Here is a 25,945-nt window from a genome sequence, read left to right as displayed (position 1 = left end):
ATGGACAGTAAACTGCTCGACTACTACAACCGCGAACTGGCCTATCTGCGTGAGATGGGCGGGGAGTTTGCCGAACGTTATCCCAAAGTGGCCGGAAGGCTGGGGATGCGCGGCATAGAAATCGCCGATCCTTATGTTGAACGCTTAATGGAAGGCTTTGCGTTTCTCACCTCACGCGTTCAGCTAAAAATGGATGCGGAGTTCCCGCGTTTTTCCCAGCGCCTGCTGGAGATGATTGCACCAGGCTATTTAGCGCCAACCCCTTCAATGGCTATTGCCCAGCTAACGCCGGATAGCCGCAAAGGGGATATTAGCAACGGTTTTCTGGTGCCGCGTGGCACCATGATGGAGAGCCAGAGCCTGAAGAAATCGGGCGTCACTTGTAGCTACACCACAGCGCATGACGTGATGCTGCATCCGTTACGCATCAGCGATGTGGCGCTCGGCGGTGTACCCGGTGACATCCCGCTCGGTGAGCTGAAGTTGAGCGGCCTGGGGGCGGCCAGCGCATTGCGCATCCGGATCGAGTGCGAAGGCGTTGCGTCGCTCAGCCAACTGACAGTCGATGAACTGATGCTCTACCTCAGCGGCCCGGATATTCAGGCGCTCAGGTTGCTGGAGCTGTTGATGCAGCACCGTGTTGGCATTGTGCTGCAATCGGTCGAACCACAGCCGCAGCGCCAGGTACTGGCCGATAACGCGCTGCAACAACAGGGTTTTGCACCGGAGCAGGCATTGTTACCGGACGATTTACGCAACTTCGATGGCTACCGTCTGTTGCAGGAATATTTTGCTTTCCCGGCACGCTTTCAGTTTATCAGCCTGCATCAACTGGCGGCGTTACTAAGCCGTTGCGAACAGGCCACCGCATTCGACATCATCATTCTGCTGGATAAGGCCGACGCCGAACTGGAGAGCGTGGTGGATCGCAGCCATCTGGCGCTGCATTGCACCCCGGTGATCAACCTGTTCCCGAAAATGGCCGAGCGACTGAAAGTCAGCGACAGCCAGCATGAATATCATCTGGTGGTGGATAACATCCGCCCGCTGGATTACGAAGTGCATTCGGTGCAACGTTTGTTTGCCAGCGTGCAAGGGCAGCGCGAGGAGCAGGTATTCCGACCCTTCTGGAGCACCTTCAGCGCGGATAACGGTGACTACGGCGCCTATTTTTCCCTGCGTCGTGAACAGCGCACGCTATCCGAACATGCGCAACGCTATGGCACCCGCACCGGCTATATTGGCTCTGAAGTGTTTCTCTCGCTGGTGGATGAACACCACACACCGTGGCGCGACGATATGCGCCATCTTTCTGCTGAGGTCATGTGCACCAGCCGCGATTTACCGCTGATGCTGCTGCAACAGGAACACGGCCAGTTTGTGATGCCGGATTCAATCCCGGTGAGTCAGCTGACACTGTGCAAAGGGCCAACGCCACCGCGTCCGACGCTGGCAGAAGGTTTATCCTCCTGGCGGCTGATCAGCCATCTGCAAATGAACTATCTAAGCCTGATGGACAGCGCTGACGGGGAAGGGGCTGCCGCCTTGCGCCAACTGCTGAGTTTGTATGCCAATCTGGCGGAAGCGCCAGTGGCGCGTCAGATCGAGGGCATTCGCCATTGCCAACTGAGTGCGGTACATCGGCGGGTGCCGGAACCGGGGCCGGTGGTGTTTGCACGGGGGGTCAGTATTGCGCTGGAAGTGGATGAGCAGGTGTTCTCCGGAGCCAGTCCGTGGCTGTTTGGCAGCGTGCTGGAACGGGTCTTCTCGCGTCTTGTGGCGCTCAACAGTTTCACCGAACTGACGCTAACCAGCCAGCAACGTGGCGAAGTAGGTTACTGGCCGCCGCGTATGGGCCAGAAGGCGCTGCTATGAGTGAGGTGGCACAGATTATCCATTTATCGCGCGCCAGCCGTCTGCCGGACGATTTCTGGCCAGCGGTGATGGCGACTCCCTGGCGCTATGACCTGTTCCAACTGTTGCGACGGTTAAATGCGCAAGGTGGTCAGCGTTATGCGCTGGGGCGCGCGCCGCTGCCAAAGTTCGAAAGTCTGCGTATCGGCCAGATGCCCTCCCTGACCTTCGCCCCGGCGACGCTTGCCTCGGTGCGTGAGCGCGAAGAGGACGGTCGTCATGATGTCTCCATCTACAGCTTTGGCCTGTTTGGCCCTAACGGCCCGCTACCCACGCACTTGACTGAGTATGTGCGCGAACGTATCGACCATCATCAGGATTACAGTCTGGCGGCTTTTGCTGACCTGTTTCATCACCGGGCCACCTTACTGTTTTACCGCGCCTGGGCGGATGCGCAGCCGACCGCTTCTCTCGATCGCGGCGATGACAAACGTTTTCAGGACTATCTCGCCTGTCTGGCCGGGATTGGTTTACCGGCGCAGCAACAGGCCAGCTCGCTAAGCCTTCACGCACGACTGATGTTGGTGGGACATCTCAGTCGCCACGGACATGATGCAGAAGGTCTGGTGCGCATTCTGCGCCTCTATTTTGGTATCCCGGTGCGGCTGGAGCAAAACCAACCGCAGTGGCTGACGCTGGATAGCCGCGATCAGGCGCGTCTGGCCGCCGGGCGGCACATGCCACGCCTGGGTGAATCGGCTTTTCTCGGGGTGGCGGTGCGCGATGTGCAGCACCGTTTTCGCCTGCGTTTGGGGCCACTCACCGCCGCGCAATATGCCCATTTCTTACCCGATGCGCCAGGGGCATGTGAAGTGCGCGACTGGGTGCAACACTACATCGGGATTGAAATGCAGTGGGATCTTAGCCTGATCCTCGCCGCGAACGAGGTCCAGGGCGCGACCCTGGGCGGCAGCGCCCGACTGGGTTACACCAGCTGGCTGGGACAACCAGCAAAGCCTGTCGATCGAGAAGATTTTGTTTTTGAAGTTGAGGCAGCCTCGCGCTAGCCCATCGCCTTTTCCTGTTACATAGCCTGCTTCTTCTATTACAGAGATTCGATATGTCAGAAATCAGCCGCGCCGTATTATTCGGCAAACTGGACACGCTGTTATTTACCTCGCTGGAAAGCGCCACCGCCTTTTGTAAACTGCGCGGAAATCCCTATGTTGAGTTGGTGCACTGGCTGCACCAACTGATGCAACAACAGGACGGTGACTTACAGCAGATAATCAGTCATTTTTCACTGGATGAAAACGCGCTGACGCGGGATATCGTGGCGGCGCTTGACCGTCTGCCACGCGGTGCGAGTGCCGTCTCCGATCTTGCCGAACACATCGACAGTGCCGTGGAGCGCGCCTGGGTCTATGCCTCGCTCAAATACGGAGCCAGCCGCATTCGTGGCGGTCATCTGATGATGGGTCTGCTTAAAACCTACAGCCTCGCCAGTGTGCTGAAAGGAATTTCAGCGCAGTTTGCACGCATTAACGTCGATGCGCTGTTGGATCAATTCGATGCTTTACTGAGCCAGAGTAAAGAGGCGCAACAGGCGCTGTCCCAACCGGAGGTCGCTGCAACCCCGGCAGCCACCGGCAGCAGCACCCTGGCGCAGTACGCCCAGGATCTTACTGCGCGAGCGCGTGAGGGCCGTATCGATCCGGTCTCCGGGCGCGATGAAGAGATTCGTCAGATAGTGGATATATTGATGCGCCGTCGCCAGAACAACCCGCTACTGACCGGCGAAGCCGGTGTCGGCAAGACGGCGGTGGTGGAAGGGTTGGCACTGCGCATTGCTGCGGGTGATGTGCCTGCGCCATTACGCGATGTACAACTCTGGCTGCTGGATATCGGCATGCTGCAGGCCGGTGCGGGGATGAAGGGCGAGTTTGAAGCGCGTCTGCAAGCGTTGATCAACGAAGTGCAGTCGAGCGCTACTCCGATTGTAATGTTTGTGGATGAAATTCACACCCTGGTCGGCGCGGGGGGACAGCAAGGCACGGGTGATGCCGCTAATCTGCTAAAACCGGCACTGGCACGCGGACAACTGCGCACCATCGGCGCCACCACCTGGGCCGAATATAAAAAATATATCGAGAAGGACCCGGCACTGACGCGTCGTTTCCAGACCGTGCAAGTGCAGGAGCCGGATGAAGCCAAAGCCATCCAGATGCTACGCAGTACGGTTAGTGCGCTGGAAAAACATCACCAAGTACTGCTGCTGGATGAAGCGGTCTGTGCAGCGGTCAAGCTGTCGCATCGTTACATCCCGGCGCGGCAGTTACCGGATAAAGCGGTGGCGCTGCTGGATACTGCCTGCGCACGGGTCGCCGTCAGTCAGGGGTCACAGCCTCCGGCGCTGGAAGATTGTTTGCATCGTCTGGCGGCACTCGACATTGAAGCGGAAATCGCTGGGCGCGAGGCGAAAGTGGGGCTCGGTGCCCCTGAGCGCCAGCAGGAAATTGCCCGGCAGCAGGCATCACTCAGCGCTACGCGAGAGGCATTGACCGCGCGCTGGCAGCAGGAACGAACGCTGGTGGATCAACTTATCGCGTTGCGTGCACGTTGTGTCACTGAAGATGAAACTGCGCTGCGCAGTGAGCTGGATGCCACCCGGCAGCAGTTGCATGAATTGCAGGGTGAAGCACCGCTGCTGTTTGCCGCCGTGGATGCCAGCGTGGTGGCGGCCGTAGTGGCAGACTGGACCGGCATCCCCTTAGGACGCATGGTAAAAAACGAGATCGATGCGGTGCTGAACCTGGCGGAAACCCTGAACCAAAGAGTCATCGGCCAGCGCCATGGGCTGGATCTGATTGCGAAACGTGTGCGCACCTCACGCGCCCGTCTGGATAACCCCAACAAACCGGTCGGGGTGTTTATGTTGTGTGGCCCGTCTGGCGTAGGGAAAACCGAAACCGCGTTGGCGCTGGCCGAATCGCTGTATGGCGGCGAGCAGAACATCATCACCATCAATATGAGCGAATTCCAGGAAGCACACACCGTCTCCACTTTGAAAGGCGCGCCTCCGGGCTATGTCGGTTACGGCGAAGGAGGGGTGCTGACCGAGGCGGTTCGCCGGCGGCCTTATAGTGTGGTGCTGCTGGATGAAATCGAGAAAGCACATCCGGATGTGCATGAGTTGTTCTTCCAGGTGTTCGACAAAGGCTGGATGGAAGATGGCGAAGGACGCCATATCGATTTCCGTAACACCATCATCATCCTGACCTCCAATGTGGGTACACAGCTCATCAGCGCCTTGTGTGCCGATCCGGAATTGTTACCGGAACCTGACGCGCTCAGCAATGCACTGCGTAAGCCGCTGCTGGAGGTGTTCCCGCCCGCGCTGCTTGGACGCCTGCTGGTGGTGCCGTACTACCCACTGAGCGACGCGATGCTGGCACAGATCGTCCGGTTGCAACTGGCGCGTATTGTGCGCCGTCTGGAGGAGAATCACGGAATCTCAACGGAAATTGACGATAGCGTCGTCAGTCAGATCGTGCAGCGTTGCACCGAAGTTGAGTCCGGCGGACGTATGGTCGATGCCATTCTCACCAATACCCTGTTGCCGCAAATGAGCCAGATACTGCTCAGCGCCCACGCCCGCGATGAACGTTATCGTCGGGTGCTGGTGCGTTGTGAACAGGGCGAGTTTGTTTGCCAGTTTGATGTCTAAAGCCGTTTGTTATCAGAGAGTTTTCGTCTATGTCGGAACACGATAATCACCTCAATGTACCCAACGCCTTGCCGCTGGGTTACCGGTTTAATGAGTTTGAGATAAAAGAAGTCATCGGTGGTGGCGGCTTTGGCATCGTCTATCGTGCCTGGGATCATCAGCTGGAGCGCGATATCGCTATCAAAGAGTTTATGCCCGCCTCGTTGGCGGTGCGTAGTGATGGGTTGAATCTGGTGTTGCGCAGCGAGCGGTTTAGCAAAACCTTCCATGCCGGTCTGAACAGTTTTATCCAGGAAGCGCGTCTGCTGGCGCGTTTCAATCATCCCAACTTGTTACATGTGCTGCGCTTCTGGGTGCAGAATGACACTGCTTATATGGGGACGACGTTCTACAGTGGCACCACTTTGTCTAATCTACGCGCGCGCAATCCACAGCAGATCGACGAAGGCTGGATCCGTCGTCTTCTCCCCCCATTGCTCGGGGCGATAAAAACCATTCACGATGCCGGTTATCTGCATCGCGATATCTCGCTCGACAACATCCAGATCCTGAGCAATGGCGAACCCGTCCTGCTCGATTTTGGATCCGCACGTAAAACCATCGGTAACCTGTCTGATGAAAGCGAGACCATGTTGCGTCCTGGTTTTGCGCCGATTGAGCAGTACAGCGACAACGATGAAAGCGAGCAGGGGGCCTGGACTGACATCTATGCGCTAGGGGCGGTACTGCACATGTTAATCACCGGTGCGCCGCCGCCGGTTAGCGTGGTGCGCAGCATCGAAGACAACTACCAGCCACTGGTACAAAGTCGCCCTGCTGGCTATTCCACGGCGTTGCTGAGTGCGATTGACAAGGCACTGGCGCTGAAAGCCGAGGATCGTCCACAAAATATCGATGCATTTGCGGAACTGATGGCGCTGCCCGAGCGCGAATCTGAACCCTTGCTCGCGGCGAAAATCAGTGGGCCGGGCACCATGCTGGTGCCGCTCGAAGAGGTGGAAGCCGAGGCTCCGCCATCACCGGCGAAACGTTTTCTGCAACACCGCTTTGCACTGCCAGGCCTGGCGGCGGCGGGTGTGCTGGTCGGGCTGGGCGTGGGTATATTAATGGCCGGAGGCGGTGATGACGTGCCCGCACAGGCGCAAAACACCAGCGTGGCTCAACCCGCTACACCGCCCCCGGTGGTGGCAGAGAAACCGGTGGCCGAGGCCGAAGTCCAGACCGCTCAGGCTAAAGTGGAACCTGCACCGCCTCCGGCACCGGTGGCACAGGTCTACATCCGTCTGCAACCCGGTGAACACGTGCAGGTCAACGGCAAACAGCAGGCAGTGGTGCCTGCGGCGAATGGTTTTGCCGCGCTGCAACTGGCACCGGGCAACTACACCTTCTCGATCAGCAGCCATAACGGCGCTCGTGAACAGACACTCACCATCAGTGCGGAAGGTGTCTGGCTGCTCGATCCTCACAGTTAATTATTTTCTGGGATTTACTTATGTTCTCACGCATCACCGTCCAGCTGCCCACGGAGGGCCTGCTGTTTTGGAAACTCAGCGGGCGTGAAGCCCTGTCGGAATCATTCACCCTCCAGGCGGAGTTGTTGGCGACCGATGCCCGCATCGACCGCCATGCTCTGCTGGGCAAGTCGGTGACTTTTACCCTGCCGACACAGAACCTGCTCACGCCACGTTACTTCAACGGCAAAATCACCCGCGTAGCCGTGCGCAGTGAGGAGCTGAATGGCTCGCGCTATGCGGTGCATGCCCTGACCGTTGAGCCCGACGTGTGGCCAATGAAACGTGATCGTAACCTGCGTATTTTCCAGAGCCAGACCGTGCCGCAAATCGTGCAGACGTTGCTGAAAGAGTACAACGTCAACGTCGAATCAAAACTCGCCAGTAGTTACCGGGTGTGGGAATACTGCGTACAGTATCAGGAGAGTAGCTTCGATTTTATCAGCCGTTTGATGGAACTGGAGGGGATCTACTACTGGTTCCGCCACGAATCCGATAAGCATACGCTGGTACTGTGCGATGCGACCGACCAGCACCAGGCGTTCAGCGGCTATGCCACCATTCCTTACCACGTAGCCCCTTCCGGTGGCAGCATCACGGAAGAGGGGATCAGCCAGTGGTCACTGGCCGAGAGCGTCACGCCGGGGATGTACAGCACGGATGACTATGACTTCCGTAAACCGAATGCCTGGATGCTGCAGGCGCGGCAGAACCCGGTGGCGCCCACGCCAGGTACGGTGGATGTCTACGACTGGCCGGGGCATTTTGTTGACCACAGCCACGGCGAGTTTTACACCCGCATCCGCCAGGAAGTGTGGGAAGTGGAGCATCACAGCGTCAGTGGTACAGGCACGGCGACCGGCATTGCGCCGGGTTACACCTTTGGGCTGCTCGATGCGCCGCATTTCAGCGATAACGGCACTTATCTCACCACCAGTGCTGAATATAACTTCGAGGAAAACAGTTATGCCAGCGGTGATATTACCTCCTCGCACAATATCACCTTTACCGTGCTGCCGAACTCGATCACATTCCGTGCGCCACCGCGCGCGCCATGGCCAAAAACCCACGGTCCACAGACGGCGAAAGTAGTGGGGCCCAAGGGGGAATCGATCTGGACCGACCGTTATGGCCGGGTGAAGGTGAAGTTTCACTGGGACCGGCTGGCAAAGGGCGATGATACCAGCTCGTGCTGGGTGCGTGTTTCCAGCGCCTGGGCGGGTCAGGGATTTGGCGGCGTGCAGATCCCGCGTGTCGGCGACGAAGTGGTGGTGGATTTTATCAATGGTGACCCGGATCGTCCGCTAATCATTGGCCGCGTCTATAACGAGGCGAGTATGCCGCCCTGGGCGCTGCCTGCCGGTGCAACCCAGATGGGCTTCCTCAGCCGTACCAAAGATGGCACCGCAGAAACCGCCAATGCCCTGCGCTTCGAGGATAAGTCTGGGCAGGAGCAGTTGTGGATTCAGGCGCAGAAGAACATGGATACCAATGTTAAAAACGACGAAACCCACAGCGTGGGTGGTTCGCGTACCGTCAGTGTCACCCAGGACTACAACGGCACGGTGTCGGGCAGCCACACGGAGGCAACGCAACTGGCCCATTCCCAACTGGTGGGCGGTGGTTTTATCCAACGAGTGCAGGGGGCAATTGTGCAGGCTTCCGACAGCGGCATTCGTCTGGTGGCGGGCCAATCGGTGCTGGAATTAGGCGCAAACGGCCAGGTCACGTTGCAGTGCGTGAATTTTAATATCGATGCCTCCGGCACCGGGCAGATCAACACCGGCGGTACGCTGGATCTGAACCTGAAACAACCCGGAGCATTACCCGCAGTGGAACCCACTCCAGCGCAAATCCAGGACGCCGTTAAAGCGGCATTTGATCAAGGAAAAGATAAAGCATGAAAACCGTCCCTTTTGCCCTCTCAGAAGGCGTACTTAACCTGCCCGCCGCAGTCCAAGACCACACCATCAATGTGCTGAAATTCGCTGATGCGACGTTGGTCATTACCCGGGCCTGGGATGTCCCGGCAGGGGATGAGGAGAAATACCTCAGCCAGCAACTGGGCAAAATTAAACGCAATATGAAAAAGGTGGTGCTGAGTGAAGTTGCAGATAGCAACATCGCCGGGATCCCTGCCCGCGAGGTGGCGCTGCGCTTCGAAAATCAACATGTGATGGTATATGAAAAACTCGCCGTGGCGCGGGTGGATGACCACTTGCTGGCGTTTACCCTTAGCCGCATGCAGCCGTTTGATGCCGATGGCGATGCCTTCTGGACCGCGATCAAAGCGGGTCTGCAACCGGGAGGCTGAGGATGACAGATTATCTCGCGGCGCGCATTGGCGATCCGCTGGTACACAGTTCGGCGCTGGCGGATTTTGTCGGCGGCCTGGTGGAAGGAGCGATTGTCGCAGGCATCATGATCGCCGCCGGCACCGGCGTTGGGGCGCTGCTGGGTGGCGTGGCCATTGCTACGCTGGTGTTCAGTGGAGGGCTGGAGAAGATCGGCAACGCGGCGGCATCGCTGGTCGACAGCCTGATCGACCCCGGACCGCCGGATGCGTTTATTGTCAGCGGGTCCGGCAACGTCCATATCAAAGGGAAGCTGGCCGCGCGCGCGGCGGGCAGCGTGTCGCGTGATTACCTCAACGCGCCCGCCGCGGTTGACAATGGCATCGACTGGGCGGCGGTTGGCATGCTAGCACTGACCGGTGTGGCGGCGGCGATGAAGACCGCGCTTAACCCTGGTGCCGCGCTGATGGCGGTAGCCGAGCGCGCCAGCCATCTCTCAGTGGATGATGTAAAGGAGTGGGGCAAGAACGTCTGGACCAGCCTGATGCAGCCTGTGGTGGAGAGCGCCAGTCCGTATGCAACCCCACTGCCGCTCGATACCGTGGCCTGTACTAAAGGTCATATGGTCACCAGCAGCAATTTTATTGCGCAGGGCTCGAAAAAGGTGCTGATCAACAATCAGCCTGCCGCACGTAACGGCCACAAAAGTACCTGTGAAGCGGAGATCAAACTGAGCGAAAACCCGCGCGTACGCATCGGTGGCGATACCATCACGGTGCGCGATATCCACAGCGGTAAAAACATCTGGGCATACATGGCCGGTAACCTGATTGGCGGGGCGCTGGTAGGTATTCTGCCGGAGCTCTACCGCTTCGGCTTCAGCCGCCTGATTTTACGCGGGCTGGCAAAAGATATCGTTTGCCCCATCGGCGGGAATATCGTGATGGAAGGCGCTGTCCAGACGCTACACCCGGTGAATATTGCCACCGGGGCGAAAATTCTGGCACGGGAAGAGGATCTCGATTTTGTGTTGCCGGACCGCATGCCGCTTTACTGGCAGCGCATCTACCACAGCCGCAATCTGGCGACCGGGATGCTCGGTACTGGCTGGATGCTGCCGTTCGAGGTGCGCCTCTGGCGCCTGCCGGACAATCAACTGATCTACCAGGACATGACTGGCCGTGAGCTGGGCATGGGGGAAGTGCATGCGGGCGATGTGATTGATTTCCAGGGCGAGGGGCTGAAGCTGTTTTGCAGCCCGAACGGCGCGATGGTGATGCAAACCAGTGAAGGTGAGCATCAGCTGTTTGAGCCGGATCCCACGCGACCGGGGGAATGGCGCATCCACCGTATTTATGACCGCCATGAAAACGTACAGCATTTCAGCTGGAACGATGAGGGCAGGCTGCTCCGTATCTCCAGCGATAACGATGCGCTGGATGTGGAACTGGAATATGACACCCATTACGGGCGTCTGAGCGCGGTTTACCAGATAGCGGCAGGATCCCGGCATCTGCTGGTTACCTATGATTATAACGACCAGGGGCAACTCACGACGGTGACGGACGCCGACGCTGTCGTCACGCGTCGTTATGGCTGGGATCAGGCGAGCGATATGCTGGCGTGGCACAGCTATTCCACCGGACTGAAGGTCCAGTATCAGTGGCGGCCCGCACTCAACTCACGGCACTGGCGTGTCGATGCTTATCAGGTCTGTGACGAACAGGGTGACGTGCTGGAGAGCTGGCGCATTGAAACGGATGAGCAGCAGCGGGTGGCGCGTGTCAGTAATGATGAAGGCGTCAGCAGCGAGCACCACTGGGATGCACTGAGCCGCATCACCGCCTGGACCGATGCACACGGCGGACACTGGTCATATACCTGGAGCGGCGACAGCGAACAGTTGCTGGCGATGACGCAGCCGGGTGGCGCACGCTGGGAATACGCCTGGGATGAACGCGGTAATCTGACGATGGAGCGTGACCCGCTGGATCGCACCCGCATCACCACCTGGCATCCGCTGTACGCGTTGCCCCTCAAAGAGGTGCTGCCAGATGGCGCACAGTGGCAGTATGACTATAACCTGGCGGGTGATGTCGTCGCACTGACCGATCCCACGGGCGGCGTGACCCGTTTCGAATGGAATGAGCAGGGGGATCTGACGCGGCGTATCGATGCACTGGAAAACAGCCATCAATTCTGGTGGGACATGCGCGGACAGCTGATCCGTGAAGAGGACTGCTCCGGCTACCAAAGTCAGCGCCAGTACGACGCCTGCGGAAAACTGCTCAGCACCACTGATGCACTGGGTAACACCGACCGCTACCAGTGGAGTGCAGCGGGACGACTGCAGACCTGGGTGCGCGCCGACGGGCGGGAAACGCTGTTTAAGTACAACAAAGCCGGGTTGGTGTGCGGTCAGAACATCGACGGCATGCTGGAGCGCAGGGTGACGCTTAATGCACGCGGTCAGGTCACCGAGGCGATTGACCCTGCCGGACAAGTGACGCGCTATGACTTCAGCCGCGCCGGACGGCTGGTGTCGCTCACCAATGGCAACCGTCAGCAGTGGCATTTTGCGTACACGCCAGCCGGGCTGCTGACGCAGCAGCAGGACTACGCCGGACGTAAAACCGAATACCACTACAACGGCGTGCAGCAGGTGGAGAGCGTGATCAGCCACCCGGTGCCCAACAGCCCGCTGGCGCCGCGGGTGGTGAACTACGAGTACGATGTGCTGGGCAGGATAGCGTCACGCGAAACGGCACAGCACCGCAGCGAATATCACTACCACGCGCTGAGCACCGAGATCCACCGCTTCCCCTACGCTGCATGGCGGCAGGCGATGATCAGCGAGTGTGAACCGGCGGATGCGGAAGTGATCGTGTTTCAGCGTGACGCGCTGGGCAACCTGGTCAGCGAGCAGAACCACTCAGGCACTTATCACCATCAGTATGATGCGCTGGGCAACCTGAGCGCGTCGGTCTACCCTGACGGGCACGAAATGCAGTTCCTGCGCTACGGCACCGGCCATCTGCTGGAGATGCAGCTGACGCTGGGCGGGCGCACGCATGCGCTGGCGGGCTACCGCCGTGATCGTCTGCACCGCGAAACGCACCGTAGCCAGGGTGAGCTGGAGCTGGAGACGGAGTACGACATTGCCGGGCGCATCACCCGGCGCCGCAGCGTTGATAATCTGCGGCAGCGTCTGGTATCTGAACGTCGCTACCAGTGGGACCGTGCCGATCAGATCATCCGGCAGATCGTGACGGATGGCGCACCTGCCAGCCCGGCGGAAAAATACAGCCAGTCGCTGTGGGGCTACGATGCGGCGGGCAGAATGACGCGCAGCATTCAGCCGGGTGGCGAGGAACGTTTCTGGTATGACGCGGCGGATAACCGCACCGGTGAGGATCTGCATCCGGTGTGGGATAACCTGCTGAAGCGTCTGGCGGGTATCCGCTGGGAGTACGACGGTTTTGGTCGTATGACGGAGCGCCATGACAGCCAGCGTGGCATTGTGCAGCGCTTTAATTACGACGAAGAGCACCGTATATGTGAAGTGCTGATTGAAGGGGATGCCGAATACAGCCGCGCGCAGTATCAGTACGATGCGCTGGGGCGGCGCACCGGCAAACAGGTGTGGCGGCGCCATGCGGCGCAGCCGGAATGCACGCATTTTGCGTGGTCCGGGATGCAGATGGTAGGTGAGCACAGCGACAGCCGGCCTGATTCCGCCGTGCAGTATGTGTATGCGGAAAACAGCTACGAGCCGGTTGCGCGGGTTGACAGCAGTCAGCAGCACGCGGAGGTTTACTGGTATCACACGGAGATCAACGGCCTGCCGGACAGGGTGACGGACAGGCAGGGTGACAGCGTGTGGCAGGGGGCGTTTAGCGCCTGGGGCCGCACCACGCGGGAAAGCAGTGGGGTTGACTGGAAAGTGCCGCAGAACCTGCGCTTTCAGGGACAGTACCTTGACCGGGAAACGGGTCTGCACTATAACACTTTCCGGTACTATGACCCGAGCGGTGGGCGGTATACGCAGCTGGACCCGATAGGGTTGATGGGTGGGTTGAACCTGTATGGGTATGTGCCGGATCCGCTGAACTGGGTGGATCCGCTGGGGTTGAGTAGTTGTACCTTGGGTCGAAATATGGGTGCACGCAGTGGTGATGGAATGGCTAACCATCACCTCATTCCCGAAGAGTTAATGAAGGATAAAAACTTTAAGTCGATATTTGAACGATTAAGAAAGATTGGCTGGGATGGAGATGGAGCATCGAATGGTATTTTCTTACCTGGTTCTCGGGAGCTTGCCGGTCAAATTGGTCTGCCAGGACACTGGTCGAACCACAACCAGTATACGGCAGCGGTCAGAGGTCGCTTAACGCAACTGGCCAGCCAGGCTAATAGAATGAGTGATTCTCAGCTAGCTTTAGGTGTGAAAAATATTCAGAATTGGGCGACTAATGGTCTTGAGTCTGGCATGTTTAAAATTGATTCGACTACAGGGAGATTATTATGAATAAATCAAATGAAATTTTTTATGTTATGGAATATTTACCGGATGATGCTGGTTGTCCTCATTTTATGGATAAAAATTGGGATCCTGAATTACCGGATTATGATATTTTTGTCTCTCCGCCTGTAGAGTCTAACTTTGCCAAAAGCTATGCATTGAAAGCTGCTTCTGAGAAACTTGATGGTGATTATTTAATTAGCGATAATTTAGTTTCTTCTGGTTTTTTAAATTTATGTGAAAAATTCGGTGTGAGAAAAATTAGTCGTCATGCTGATATAACTTTGCTCAAGAAGAAAAAACCGGAGAAAGAATACTTCTTGTTTTTTCTCGTTGATTATATTGAAATCCTTGATAAGGAAAAATCACTTTTTAATATCTCTCATGATATTGAGTCAGGGCTACCTGACACCCCAGAGGCCCGGGGGCTGGATAAAACATACTATGATAAAATAGATCGCTTTATCATCAAAAAAGATGTTGAAAAACACCTGTTTTTTTGTCAGGAACTTTCTAAGCCTGTTTGCTCTAAAGCTCTTAAAGATGAATTCCAGACTTTAGGAATGAAAGGTATTGAATTCAAAATTATTGATGAAGATTTTAAATATGATCCCTGGGCTGGGTGGTGATGCACAGAATATATAAAAACTAAACTCAAGGATCAGCTATAGAGAGCCATATGTTATCTGAGAAAGTCAAAGAACATCTTAAAAATAAAGGGTAGTGGTTTGATGATGCTTCTGAAGATTACAAAAATGAGCTTGATAAATTAGGAATTCAAGCCTCTTTTGAAATATCGGAGACTTTTACTCATGCCGAGGAGGGGCATGCTTTTTATATTCGCCAAAAAGAAATATATCAACTTGATTGGCAGAGAGTATATAGTAAGTGGCCTAACATATTTGAGCAATCGTATGAATATTCAATATGATGATTATATGGAACCAGTGGTTTTTATTAATGATGCACTTTTTCTCTCGGGAACAAATGATCCCCTTTTAAATTATGATGTTGTTTTGGATCCAAAAAAAGCTAAGGAATTGCTTTTTGATCAAAACTTGAGTGAACCATACCTGAATTGGAGTGATTTTTTCTCCGCGTTGATCTCTGATTTAATTCTTGATAAAGATTACAAAAACTCTCAAAAAGAAATAATTGATAACGCAAAAAAATTAAAGGGGGATGTTCTCAAGGATAATATTCGTAAGAGAAAGGCATTTTTACTGAGAAAGAAAAATGGATTAATAGACAATGGAGAATATGATTTATTTGTTAATGAAGTAACTGATGAAGCTATTAATATGCTTAACTGGGTGGCAACACAAAGATATTTGAAGGGATATCTAGAGGGATCAATGCTAGAAGAGGTTTTTTTAATTTTCAAAAAAGGCTGCATGCCGTGTGGAATTAATAGGGATGGAAGAACACTTTCAGTCTTCAACCCTAATGTGCTGAAAAAATATTAAAAAGTTATTTTTATCTGTGTTAATATTTTATAGGCGACAGGTTATACTCCAGGTGAGGTTAATACAGCAGTAAAGTATAGTATAAAAACCCGTCTGGAGTATGATGTTGTTGGTGGGGGGAATATTTCAAGAATTACAGCAATAACAAATCAGCTGGAACCATGAATATATCCAGATTAGCAGTGGAACGTTTGCTGAAAATTAATTGGTTTATAAATATTGGAAAAAAAACCGTTTCACAGAGTGTAAGGCAGGTAACAAATAATTCGGATTTTGTTACTGAAATAACTAATGTTGATTGGGAAAATACTACTCTTGAAGCCGGTAATGAGATAACTGGCCACTTGGCGAAAAAACATACCAAGGATTACCAGGAATGGAATGTCATTGTTCGGGAAGCAAAAAAAATCATTGATAATGAGCTTCTTCCATTGTTGAGAGATAAAGGTGTAAGTGAGGATGTTATAATAGATAGTCTTAAATGGGATTTTTTTAATTTTTTGATGTAAGATACCTATAAAAAACCTTTAAAAGGTGACATTTTTTTGATTTCATTATTAAAGTATATGAATTAGGGTATATACCCTGTGGCTGGGATGGTAAATGGCCAGCAGGAAAATTAGTAATTTACTAACGTTATCATAAATGAGATGTATAATAATCAAAACGCCGAAAACGATCTCTGTGATCCTTCCGGATTTTCGTTTCAGCAGCCCATCGCGCCAGCGCGACCCGCATCTTCTGAAGAACCTGTCAGGCTCTAACAAGAGATGCTTGATTATAAATTTCCTGGTAACCAGCTAAGAAATTACTTTTCTATGCATATAACTACTTTGATGGAATCAAATTAAGTAACTAAAAAATCCATTGTTTGAGATTTGAAATTTCATTACGCACAAGTTAAGGTGTCTCAATGGATAAAAATAAAGTTTTAGAAGAGTTAAGATTTATAGAGATTAATTTAAATATAGCATTTCCAAGTGCTTATAAGCGGTTTTTATCTGAAGAAGTACAAGATGCAGATGTTTATGAGATAAAAGATAAACAAGATAATTCTGTTTTTATTTTTAATTTTATGAGTGTCGCTGAGAGAAATGAAATCTATACTGTCCAAGATGTAGAACCTGACTATTTTTTGATTGGTCAAGACGGTGGTCTAGGGTATTTTATCAACTTAAAGAATAAGAGTGATAAAATTTATAGCTTAGATCTTGGAGCACTTGGCAGTCTGGATATGGATGAAGAAGCAAAAGATCTATACGAATTACGAGCATAGTCATGGTTAGACAATGTTTACAAAAATCCAGAAGAGATCTGAATGATCTTTCCGTCTTTTATCGTCAGCCGCTGACCTGCGCTAGCAAGGTCTCGATCTGTTGTCGGGTCTGTCTGGCGTCCCGCTTCTGCTGCACATAGCGGGCCACTTCCTCATTCACACAGGCCAGGCTGAAATCTTCGGGTAGCCGTCCATCACCCGCACGCGAATGCGCATACCCATACTCACCTCAAACCCCGTCTGAGTCAGCCACTTCCCGGTGATGCTCAGCTGCGGTCAACGCCCTGTGGGCGATAGCCGCCGCTACGACGTCTGCGGAAAACTGCTCAGCACCACCCATGCGCAGGGTAACACGTGGAGCGCCGCGGGACGCCTGCAAACCTATGTGCGCGCCGACGGGCGGGAAACGCTGTTTAAATACAACAAAGCCGGGTTGCTGTGTGGCCAGAACATCGACGGCATGCTGGAGCGCCGGGTCACGCTCAATGCGCGCGGGCAGGTCATCGAGGCTATCGATCCCGCCGGACAGGTGACGCGCTATGACTTCAGCCGGGCCGGGCGGCTGGTGACGCTCACCAACGGCAACCGGCAGCAGTGGCATTTTGACTACACTCCGGCCGGGCTGCTGACGCAGCAGCAGGATTACGCCGGACGTAAAACCGAATACCAGTATAACGGTGTGCAACAGGTGGAGAGCGTGATCAGCCACCCGGTGCCCAACAGCCCGCTGGCACCGCGGGTGGTGAATTACGAATACGATGTGCTGGGCAGGATAGCGGCACGCGAAACGGCACAGCATCGCAGCGAATATCACTACCACGCGCTGAACACCGAGATCCATCGTTTCCCCTACGCCGCATGGAGGCAGGCGATGATCTGCGAGTGTGAACCGGCGGATGCGGAAGTGATCGTGTTTCAGCGTGACGCGCTGGGCAACCTGGTCAGCGAGCAGAACCACTCTGGCGCTTATCACCATCAGTATGATGCGCTGGGCAACCTGAGCGCGTCGGTCTACCCTGACGGGCGCGAAATGCAGTTCCTGCGCTATGGCACCGGCCATCTGCTGGAGATGCAGCTGACGCTGGGCGGGCGCACGTATGCGCTGGCGGGCTACCGCCGTGATCGTCTGCATCGCGAAACGCACCGTACCCAGGGTGAGCTGGAGCTGGAGACGGAGTACGACATTGCCGGGCGCATCACCCGGCGACGCAGCGTTGATAATCTGCGGCAGCGTCTGGTGTCTGAACGTCGCTACCAGTGGGACCGTGCCGATCAGATCATCCGGCAGATCGTGACGGATGGCGCACCTGCCAGCCCGGCGGAAAAATACAGCCAGTCGCTGTGGGGCTACGATGCGGCGGGCAGAATGACGCGCAGCATTCAGCCGGGTGGCGAAGAGCGTTTCTGGTATGACGCGGCGGATAACCGCACCGGTGAGGATCTGCATCCGGTGTGGGATAACCTGCTGAAACGTCTGGCGGGTATCCGCTGGGAGTACGACGGTTTTGGTCGTATGACGGAGCGCCATGACACCCAGCGTGGCATTGTGCAGCGCTTTAATTACGACGAAGAGCACCGCATATGCGAGGTGCTGATTGAAGGGGATGCCGAATACAGCCGCGCGCAGTATCAATACGATGCGCTGGGGCGTCGCACCGGCAAACAGGTGTGGCGGCGCCATGCGGCGCGGCCGGAATGCACGCACTACGCGTGGTCCGGGATGCAGATGGTGGGTGAGCACAGCGACAGCAAACCCGAGGCCGCAGTGCAGTATGTCTATGCAGAAAACAGCTACGAACCGATAGCGCGCGTCGACAGTTATCAGCAGCACGCTGAGGTTTACTGGTATCACACCGAGATCAACGGCCTGCCGGATCGGGTGACGGATAGCCGTGGCGACACCGTCTGGCAGGGGACATTTGCCGCCTGGGGACGCACGACGCGGGAAAGCACCGGTATCGACTGGGATGTGCCACAGAACCTGCGCTTTCAGGGACAGTACCTTGACCGGGAAACGGGTCTACACTATAACACTTTCCGATACTATGACCCGTGCGGTGGGCGTTATACGCAACTGGACCCGATAGGGTTGATGGGTGGGTTGAATTTGTATTTGTACGTAACTGATCCTATCACAATTATTGATCCTTTAGGATTAATGCCATTACAAAACCCTGTTAATCAAGGGCATCATATGGTTCCTCATGAAGTAGCGACTCATTTAGAAATTACGCCATTTAACTCGCAGACCAATGTTCCTGCGATGTATTGGGATAGTTCACAGTGGTCGAATATTGAGCATAGTGCGATGCATGGATATAATGGTATCGGTACAAGCACTAAACCATTAGTTAAACCTTCAGCGGTGATAAAGTCTGGGATGACTAAAGAAGAATGGCTAACTTCTCTGGAGACTCATTATAATAATCCAGAGTTAAAAAATATTCGTGGAGATGTACACTTGATTACATCAGCAGTTAGAAAAGGACAGCTTTTAGCAAAAAATGTAACAGCTGCTGAAGCCTGGATAGTTACCCAAAATTGGGCTAAAGAAGTCAAGTGTTAAGGGGGCTTTAAAATGCACAAGGTATACGCTGTAGATAGCGCTGGCTCGATAAAAAATGCAGAATTAATAAATCAATTTAACCGTGAAGACTCTATTGAACTGACTCAATTCATACCTGAAAATTTTATCGGTAAGGTTGTTTTTAGTATTGAGGAGGTTGATTTATTAAATCAAAGCATTGTATCCATTAAAGATAATTATAGAATACAACTTGAACATGAAATTAATAGTGATTTTATTTTTAGAATTCAAACTAATGATGCATCTATTAATGATTTCTATAACGATTCTTTTAAAATAAATTCGCATGAAAAACGATATTTGTATGTTGTTAGTTCAATTGACATACCGTTCATTGCTAAAGGTGGTGTGCCAGAATCAAAAGAAAGATATGTACGGATGTCTGAGGTGTTAAATATTTTTATAGTTTCTGCGAAAAACAACGGAAGCGAGATATTACCATGCCCGCCTAGTCAGGTTTTTGATGGGTACGGTACGTTAGGTTTTGCTGTGGTAGATATTAGTAAGTTTGATAAGTATATATCTATGAATGCAGAATCGAATGATCTTATAGAAGAGTTTACAACGACAGAAATTGCTAATGAGCTTTTCGATAAAGGATTAATGATACTAAGTTGGGGGCACACTCCTTGGGTGTATTATGTGAATTCAGTAAACTATGATAAAGTCTCCCCCCTTATTGGCGAGCAGACAATTTATTCAGGTATTTATAAGCTTCAAAATACATCGGGTTATTACAGCGTTATCCCAGGTAATGAACTTAAGAACTGGCATGAATGTAAGAAAAAAAAATGGCCAGTAATCTCATTAGATGGTGAAGGGGATTTTGTAAGTTTGACCTTATACATCAAAAGCGCCTTTTCTCAGAGTGATAGTAATTATCCGATTCCGACATTCCATCTCCAGAGATTAGAAAGCGAAGGCGAGGCTGTGAATCCATTACTTGAATCCAATATTTTATATTTACAATGAACGAATTAATGCCAGGTGAATTGAACAAATATTTCACCTGGTTGTTCATGTTGAAGTATCATTTTTTTGAGATCCTTGGATTCATTTTCCTACGTCTGATCTTAACTAATCGCAAAATACGATATTACCCACTATCATTTATCAGTAACGCCTTCAAGGAAATTAATTATTAATGTCCATTCAACCTTGCAGATCAGATAGGTTTCAGGGATAGTTTGAATTTGAATGCATATGCGTGAAACCACTGGGCTTGAATGGATACTTACCGTTTGTTGCTTTAAGCTAACGTACTCATATTTTATGGAATTTGCTCAGAAGAAATCACGGTAATATTGGTCTTTTACCATCCTCTGTAACTGATAAATTATGTAATCTACAGTTCAAATTATTGAATGATTTCCAGGGGCATGTGTGGAGTGGATTAGGAACTAATTTATATTTATTTCAGAGATTGAGCCCTTCCAATTTGAGCCGAATAAAAGTGGTAAAGTGCCAATCGCTCATAAGTCCCAATGGAATGGAAAGAGTAAATTTTATTTACTTTATCATTGAACCCCCATCCAACATGGTGGAGGTTTCTATAATGTTGATAATATTATTATTACTACGCCAAGATATCATTTGAATGTACTAGATCGCGCTTACCATTTTTGAGGTTATATATGCTGAAAAAAGAACTTATTGAGCTAATTGAAAAAATACAACGCAGTGAAGGTACTGAAGAAGAAGTGGATAATGATATTGATGTTCTGTGCAATAGTGTTGCAGATCCCCAGGCAGCTAATTATATCTTCCAGGAAGACCTAAGCGCTGAAGAAATAGCGGATAGAATACTGGATTATAAGCCCATCCAGTTATAATAAAAAAGCCACTGATCTGAGCCAGCAACGTCTCGATCTGCTGCCGGGTCTGTCTGGCGTCCCGCTTCTGCTGCATATAGCGGGCCACTACCTCATTCACACGGGCCAGGCTGAAATCTTCGGATAGCCGCCCATTACCTGCACGCGAATGCGCATACCCATACTCACCTCAAACACCGTCTGAGTCAGTCACTTCCCGGCAATGTTCACCTGCGGCGTGCTCCGGTCTCCCCGGTGCGAGCGGTATCCCAGAACATACTGCCGTTCCCGCTTTGCAGCTTTATCTGCGGTAGTGCCGCGTTCCAGTCACGATAATTTCCTCGCTTAGTTACTATGGAGAGCAGTGATCAAGGTTGTCCACCCTTTATTGCCGCGTTAAAATCTGTTCAGATCAGCACGCGGCTTGCAATTATTTCTTCCAGGAAGGCCTAAGCGTTATAGAAATAGCGGATAGAATATTGGATGATGAGCCCATCCATTTTTAACAAAAAGACGTATGCGAACTCTACGATCCCTCGGCTTATTATATTTAGCGGTAATAAATCAGAGTGAGTTAGCCCTGTTCAACTTTCGCCGTTACCTTATGTCCGCCTCAAATTAATTCTAGATCTTTAAAATGTTAACAAACTGATTAGTTGTAATGGTCCTGAGCATGAAAGCTCCTTTTAAGAAATGTCCTAGAATGAGTTAGTGTTGGTCCAAATAGTTGAAATAAAGATTGATTAAGATTATTTATTAATACCGTTAATCATTCTATATAAGCAAAGGAGCCTAATATGGCCGTAGATATGTATCTGAAAGTAGAGGGAGTCAATGGTGAATCTAACGACTCTAACCATACAAACTGGATAGATATTCAGTCCTTTAACTGGGGAGCCAGCCAGCCAGGTAATATGTCAGTAGGTGGTGGCGGGGGCGCAGGCAAGGTTCAGTTCAGCGACTTTGCTGTGCAGGCTTTTATTGATAAAGCTACACCGGCCATTATGAAGTTTTGCGCATCTGGTAAGCATGTTAACAGCGTAGAACTGTCAGTATGTAAAGCCGGAGGCCAAAAAGTTGAATATGCCCGCATAGTACTCGAAGATGTCCTGGTCACTGGCTGTAAATTCACTGGCGTTGGAAGTACCGATAAAATCATGGTCAGTTATTATTTCCAGTCGGCAAAAGCCAATGTTCATTACTGGGAACAGACAGAACAGGGTACGAAAGGTGCAGAAACGCAAGCGGGATGGGATATTAAACAGAATAAAGAAATTTAATTACTGGGGGCTTCAAAATGGCTGGAATAGCATCCTCTATAACCAATGCTATCAATAATGGCGGTTCATTCAATAGTTCAGAGATGGAATTATTGGTTGATATTATCAATAATACTCATGACGATGATTTATATAGTTTTGCGAATGATGATGTTGAACAGGCTATGAAAACCTATACATCACTTCTTGCAAACAGCAGTGGTCGTGCTTCTGTAAGAGGTGATGATCTTGAAATGGGGTTATTAGCAAACAGAGCTAATTTAGTCCTGTCGACGCCAGACAATAAAGGTTTTTATAATAAATATAAATCTGGCAATTCCGAGTGGTGGAATCCATTAAAGGTTAGAGACGTGTATAACAAGTCATCAAGAGACTATCTCTGGGAGATTTTAGCCCCAATTGGGACCTTTTTGACTTCAGGCAGCACAATTGCCGCAATAATGAGAGAAGTAAGTGTTAGGGTGGCGCTGTACTCTGCCGGTTCAACTTCAATATTTGTATCTTTATTATTAATCTTGAGATCTAGAAATAAAGACGATCAACTTAAAAATAATAAAGATCTGATGAACTCATTTAAGTCTCTTGCCAAAGCCAAAATTGAATTAAATAAATCTTATTTAAAGATGCTTTCAAAGCTAAGGAATGATTTAGGCCCCCATGTAAAGGATGATAAAAAGGAAGATACCATAGCTAATCTAAATAGTGATTTAGGTCTGTGGAATGCGAGTTCTAATATGAGGAGCTTTGTAAACGAAGGGTTTCTTAAAGTTTCGGGTGATGCTAACCCTCAGATTAAAATAGAAGGTAATGATTGGTTTATTAAATTTGATGACAGCATGACATTTAGCAAGAAAGATGTGGAAATTCTTGAGAGGCTGTCTTAATCACTTGCCATTATCGGTATTAGTTACGGCGCAGTTGCGCTTTATATTGTGCGTAATTCGTAAATGCCTTTACAAGTCTCAAATTGTATTCTGCATGCTAAGCTATGGCCAAGAGCAACAGTTTTGGCCTTTTATCCCTCTGCATTTTAGCAGATATCCACAATTCAACACTATTATGTCCAGGACTTGCACCATACTCTAAGCCGGGATCTTCAAACAGATTTTTATCGCCAGTGCTTCCCAGTTAAAATCGTCCAAGATATTAAAGGTATAGAATGGTACGCCATAGATCACTTCTGATTTGGCGCATAACGTGTGGCTAGCGGTGCAGGGCAAAGCATCGACAAAATTGCTTACACTTGCAAAGAGAATTCGGTTTCAGCTTGCAGTAGATGCGGTGAGCAAGTTTATTACCTAATCGATCAATATTCGCATGTGATGGGTCTTTGTCTATGTCTATCTGACACCAGATTTGACCACCAATTTTCCCCGATGCGGAGGGTAAAATAAAAGTACATCGGGAAGAGTTTTCACGCTCACCTGTTGAATCAAAATAATGCAGAAATTCGCAAGGATGCATGAGAACTGGAAATTGGCTCCTCTGACTGGACTCGAACCAGTGACATACGGATTAACAGTCCGCCGTTCTACCGACTGAACTACAGAGGAATCGTTTGGAACGGGGCGCATAATAACGAGCAGGCTCTGGGTTGTCAAAGGCCTTTTCCACATTTTTTACTGACTGCTGAATAAAGCGTCAATTTTGCGTTTCTCTTCCCTCTCACGCGGCGAATCACACTCGATATCGGGCCTGTTTGTGATGTAAGTCACTAATGCTATGCAAAATTACATTCTGATTTGTCGATTCTGTCGAATACCTCGCATGTATGATCACAGATATTTCATTTCGTCGTTGTCGGGGCCAAAAGCGAAACATATATTCCAGATCAATTCCCACCCACAACTCCAGGTGCAGCATGAACAAAGTCAGAATCGGTATGATCGGCAGTGGTTACATTGGTCGTTGTCACGCCATTGCTTACGCGCAGGCCCCCACTGTTTTCGCACTGAAAGGTGAAATCGTGCGGGAAATGCTGGCAGAGGTGAACCCGGAACTGGCCGCGAAACAGGCGGCAACCTTTGGCTTTGCCCGTTCAACCGGCGACTGGCATGAGCTGGTACGCGATCCCAACATTGATGTGGTCGATATCTGCGCGCCGAACTTCCTGCATAAAGAGATGGCGCTGGAAGCGATTCGTAACGGCAAACACGTTTACTCGGAAAAACCGCTCTCCCTGTCCGTGGCCGATGCAGAAGAGATGGCGCAAGCCGCGCAGCAGGCAGGCGTCAAAACGCTGGTGGGCTTCAACTACATGAAAAACCCCACCAGCCAGCTGGCGCGTGAAATCATTGCGCGCGGTGAGATTGGTGACGTGATCCATTTCTACGGTACACATAATGAAGATTATCTGGCGCGTCCGGAAACACCGCTTGACTGGCACTGCCAGAAAGCGCTGGCCGGTTTAGGTGCGCTGGGCGATCTGGCGGCGCATATCGTCAATATGGCGCACTATCTGGTCGGCGATATCGAAGAAGTCAGCGGCGATATGATGACGGTGATTAAACAGCGTCCCGATCCGAAAGATCATTCACGTTTGTTGCCAGTTGAGAACGAAGATCAGGCCAGCGCGCTGGTGCGCTTTAAAAACGGTGCGCACGGTGTGTTTGAAACTTCACGCATCGCCTGCGGCAGCAAAATGGGCCTGACCTATGTGGTCACCGGCACCAAAGGCACCCTGCGCTACACCCAGGAGCGTATGGCCGAGCTTGAGCTGTATATCCATGATGAACCCGCTGGACGTCAGGGCTTCAAAACCATTTTGACCGGCCCGGCCCATCCTGATTACGCCAACTTCTGCGTATCAGCGGGCCACGGTATTGGTTTTAACGATCAGAAAACCGTCGAGATCCGCGATTTGATCAACGGTATCGCGGCAGGCGATCGCATGTGGCCTGATTTTGCCGAAGGCTTGCAGGTACAGAAAGTACTGGAAGCGGTCGCGGTGTCCGCCGTCGAGCGTCGCTGGATGAAGGTGTAACGGCCATTAGTTAGGCTCATGCCCTAAACCGCACATGAGCTAATCAGCAGACCAGGGGGGAGTGCTGGTCAATTAAGGCTTCATTCGCAAATGCTGCCACTGTCAAAAGTGGCGGCATTTTGTTTGGCGAAAATACTGATGTGCTGATGTGCTGATGTGCTGATGTGCTGGCCCTGGCACCTCTGTGACTGCAAGGGCCGTCCTCGCGCCGCTGACGCGGTGCCCTCGGCTTCCACGTCGTGCCGACGCACCGTTCGGGTAAGGCCGTCCTGGCCAACCCGAACTGCCAGCCGCATCCATGCGGCTGACTCCTGGCTCAACGTAAAAGCCTCAGCGCTGCGGATAGCCCTTGCAGCCGCAGAGGCGCCCTGGCCTCCACTATCGTGCCCTTTTTCACAACACGCACTTAAGCTTCAGAGCAGGCTGGGTGCCGTTCTGGGGCAGGCATTTCGCAGCGCTGAACGGAATGAGGAAGCCAGGAGAGCCAGCATGGATGCTGGCGAAAGGCGCAGCCGGAACAGGGATGTTCCGTCTGCGCCGGTCCGTCAGGCTGACGAGTGAAGTGAAGGTACCGCGTCAGCGGCGCGAGGACCGCCAGGCCCAGAACGGCACCCAGACTGCGTTACCGCCTGCA

General features: G+C 51.9%; 18 protein-coding genes and 1 tRNA gene. 17 read left to right on the top strand and 2 right to left on the bottom strand.

What is annotated here, in order from left to right:
• The 11 genes from tssF to VI01_RS00045 all read left to right on the top strand — a co-directional run bounded on the left by tssF (position 1) and on the right by VI01_RS00045 (position 16,650).
• Positions 1–1,875, top strand: a complete 1,875-nt coding sequence (gene tssF / locus VI01_RS00095; RefSeq protein ID WP_045813574.1) for a type VI secretion system baseplate subunit TssF — start codon at positions 1–3, stop codon at positions 1,873–1,875.
• Positions 1,872–2,921, top strand: a complete 1,050-nt coding sequence (gene tssG, locus VI01_RS00090; protein ID WP_045813573.1) for a type VI secretion system baseplate subunit TssG — start codon at positions 1,872–1,874, stop codon at positions 2,919–2,921. The genes tssF and tssG overlap by 4 nt, the downstream gene beginning before the upstream one ends.
• 53 nt (positions 2,922–2,974) lie before the next feature.
• Positions 2,975–5,581: a type VI secretion system ATPase TssH gene (gene tssH / locus VI01_RS00085; RefSeq protein ID WP_045813572.1), complete on the top strand. Its 2,607-nt coding sequence runs from the start codon at positions 2,975–2,977 to the stop codon at positions 5,579–5,581.
• Positions 5,582–5,610: 29 nt separating this feature from the next.
• A complete protein-coding gene (locus VI01_RS00080) occupies positions 5,611–7,053 on the top strand; it encodes a serine/threonine-protein kinase (RefSeq protein ID WP_045813571.1) in 1,443 nt (480 codons plus the stop codon).
• Between the two features lie 20 nt (positions 7,054–7,073).
• The gene (locus VI01_RS00075; protein ID WP_045813570.1) at positions 7,074–8,996 is read left to right on the top strand and encodes a type VI secretion system Vgr family protein; all 1,923 of its coding nucleotides are present in this window, start codon (positions 7,074–7,076) and stop codon (positions 8,994–8,996) included.
• Positions 8,993–9,406 carry a DcrB-related protein gene (locus VI01_RS00070; protein ID WP_045813569.1) on the top strand — a complete coding sequence of 138 codons (414 nt, stop codon included), beginning with the start codon at positions 8,993–8,995 and terminating at the stop codon, positions 9,404–9,406. Before VI01_RS00075 ends, VI01_RS00070 begins: the two co-directional genes overlap by 4 nt.
• Before the next feature lie 2 nt (positions 9,407–9,408).
• Positions 9,409–13,914: an RHS repeat-associated core domain-containing protein gene (locus VI01_RS00065; protein WP_045813568.1), complete on the top strand. Its 4,506-nt coding sequence runs from the start codon at positions 9,409–9,411 to the stop codon at positions 13,912–13,914.
• Positions 13,911–14,537: an imm11 family protein gene (locus VI01_RS00060; protein ID WP_045813567.1), complete on the top strand. Its 627-nt coding sequence runs from the start codon at positions 13,911–13,913 to the stop codon at positions 14,535–14,537. The genes VI01_RS00065 and VI01_RS00060 overlap by 4 nt, the downstream gene beginning before the upstream one ends.
• A gap of 198 nt (positions 14,538–14,735) precedes the next feature.
• Complete coding sequence (locus VI01_RS00055; RefSeq protein ID WP_231638434.1) at positions 14,736–15,374, top strand: hypothetical protein; 639 nt, start codon at positions 14,736–14,738, stop codon at positions 15,372–15,374.
• Positions 15,375–15,535: 161 nt separating this feature from the next.
• On the top strand, positions 15,536–15,883 hold the full coding sequence (locus tag VI01_RS00050) for a hypothetical protein (RefSeq protein WP_052696956.1): 348 nt from the start codon (positions 15,536–15,538) through the stop codon (positions 15,881–15,883).
• A 404-nt stretch (positions 15,884–16,287) separates the two neighbouring features.
• The gene (locus VI01_RS00045) at positions 16,288–16,650 is read left to right on the top strand and encodes a hypothetical protein (RefSeq protein WP_038646174.1); all 363 of its coding nucleotides are present in this window, start codon (positions 16,288–16,290) and stop codon (positions 16,648–16,650) included.
• A gap of 156 nt (positions 16,651–16,806) precedes the next feature.
• Here VI01_RS00045 and VI01_RS25880 read toward each other — a convergent pair whose 3' ends face one another.
• Positions 16,807–16,899, bottom strand: coding sequence for a hypothetical protein (locus VI01_RS25880; protein WP_353655839.1), 93 nt, complete (start codon positions 16,897–16,899; stop codon positions 16,807–16,809).
• Between the two features lie 13 nt (positions 16,900–16,912).
• On the opposite strand from VI01_RS25880, the gene VI01_RS00040 reads away from it, so the two are divergent.
• The 5 genes from VI01_RS00040 (at position 16,913) to VI01_RS00020 (ending at position 23,212) form a co-directional block, all read left to right on the top strand.
• Positions 16,913–19,216 carry an RHS repeat-associated core domain-containing protein gene (locus VI01_RS00040; protein WP_369801854.1) on the top strand — a complete coding sequence of 768 codons (2,304 nt, stop codon included), beginning with the start codon at positions 16,913–16,915 and terminating at the stop codon, positions 19,214–19,216.
• Between the two features lie 12 nt (positions 19,217–19,228).
• On the top strand, positions 19,229–20,209 hold the full coding sequence (locus tag VI01_RS00035; RefSeq protein ID WP_045813566.1) for a hypothetical protein: 981 nt from the start codon (positions 19,229–19,231) through the stop codon (positions 20,207–20,209).
• 662 nt (positions 20,210–20,871) lie between these two features.
• A complete protein-coding gene (locus tag VI01_RS00030; RefSeq protein WP_045813565.1) occupies positions 20,872–21,069 on the top strand; it encodes a hypothetical protein in 198 nt (65 codons plus the stop codon).
• Between the two features lie 776 nt (positions 21,070–21,845).
• Entirely contained in the window at positions 21,846–22,328 is a 483-nt protein-coding gene (locus tag VI01_RS00025) for a type VI secretion system tube protein Hcp (RefSeq protein WP_045813564.1), read from the top strand.
• Positions 22,329–22,345: 17 nt separating this feature from the next.
• Positions 22,346–23,212, top strand: a complete 867-nt coding sequence (locus tag VI01_RS00020; RefSeq protein ID WP_045813563.1) for a hypothetical protein — start codon at positions 22,346–22,348, stop codon at positions 23,210–23,212.
• Between the two features lie 593 nt (positions 23,213–23,805).
• Here VI01_RS00020 and VI01_RS00015 read toward each other — a convergent pair.
• Positions 23,806–23,881 (bottom strand) — tRNA-Asn (locus VI01_RS00015).
• Between the two features lie 308 nt (positions 23,882–24,189).
• On the opposite strand from VI01_RS00015, the gene VI01_RS00010 reads away from it, so the two are divergent.
• The gene (locus VI01_RS00010; RefSeq protein ID WP_045813562.1) at positions 24,190–25,311 is read left to right on the top strand and encodes a Gfo/Idh/MocA family protein; all 1,122 of its coding nucleotides are present in this window, start codon (positions 24,190–24,192) and stop codon (positions 25,309–25,311) included.
• Positions 25,312–25,945 lie beyond the last annotated feature (634 nt).

Origin of the sequence: Pantoea sp. SM3 (genome assembly GCF_000963995.1) — a bacterium.
In the GTDB taxonomy this organism is placed as follows: domain Bacteria; phylum Pseudomonadota; class Gammaproteobacteria; order Enterobacterales; family Enterobacteriaceae; genus Pantoea; species Pantoea rwandensis_B.
The sequence above is the reverse complement of the archived record's forward strand: the minus strand, read 5'-3'. Positions and strand labels throughout refer to the sequence as shown.

Coding starts and splice junctions, on each gene's coding strand:
- VI01_RS00075 (WP_045813570.1), top strand. CDS start 7,074: ATGTTCTCACGCATCACCGTCCAGCTGCCCACGGAGGGCCTGCTGTTT.
- tssF (WP_045813574.1), top strand. CDS start 1: ATGGACAGTAAACTGCTCGACTACTACAACCGCGAACTGGCCTATCTG.
- VI01_RS00055 (WP_231638434.1), top strand. CDS start 14,736: ATGCTTTTTATATTCGCCAAAAAGAAATATATCAACTTGATTGGCAGA.
- VI01_RS00045 (WP_038646174.1), top strand. CDS start 16,288: ATGGATAAAAATAAAGTTTTAGAAGAGTTAAGATTTATAGAGATTAAT.
- tssG (WP_045813573.1), top strand. CDS start 1,872: ATGAGTGAGGTGGCACAGATTATCCATTTATCGCGCGCCAGCCGTCTG.
- VI01_RS00030 (WP_045813565.1), top strand. CDS start 20,872: ATGCTGAAAAAAGAACTTATTGAGCTAATTGAAAAAATACAACGCAGT.
- VI01_RS00020 (WP_045813563.1), top strand. CDS start 22,346: ATGGCTGGAATAGCATCCTCTATAACCAATGCTATCAATAATGGCGGT.
- VI01_RS00040 (WP_369801854.1), top strand. CDS start 16,913: ATGCTCAGCTGCGGTCAACGCCCTGTGGGCGATAGCCGCCGCTACGAC.
- VI01_RS00070 (WP_045813569.1), top strand. CDS start 8,993: ATGAAAACCGTCCCTTTTGCCCTCTCAGAAGGCGTACTTAACCTGCCC.
- VI01_RS00080 (WP_045813571.1), top strand. CDS start 5,611: ATGTCGGAACACGATAATCACCTCAATGTACCCAACGCCTTGCCGCTG.
- VI01_RS00050 (WP_052696956.1), top strand. CDS start 15,536: ATGAATATATCCAGATTAGCAGTGGAACGTTTGCTGAAAATTAATTGG.
- VI01_RS00035 (WP_045813566.1), top strand. CDS start 19,229: ATGCACAAGGTATACGCTGTAGATAGCGCTGGCTCGATAAAAAATGCA.
- tssH (WP_045813572.1), top strand. CDS start 2,975: ATGTCAGAAATCAGCCGCGCCGTATTATTCGGCAAACTGGACACGCTG.
- VI01_RS00065 (WP_045813568.1), top strand. CDS start 9,409: ATGACAGATTATCTCGCGGCGCGCATTGGCGATCCGCTGGTACACAGT.
- VI01_RS00010 (WP_045813562.1), top strand. CDS start 24,190: ATGAACAAAGTCAGAATCGGTATGATCGGCAGTGGTTACATTGGTCGT.
- VI01_RS00025 (WP_045813564.1), top strand. CDS start 21,846: ATGGCCGTAGATATGTATCTGAAAGTAGAGGGAGTCAATGGTGAATCT.
- VI01_RS00060 (WP_045813567.1), top strand. CDS start 13,911: ATGAATAAATCAAATGAAATTTTTTATGTTATGGAATATTTACCGGAT.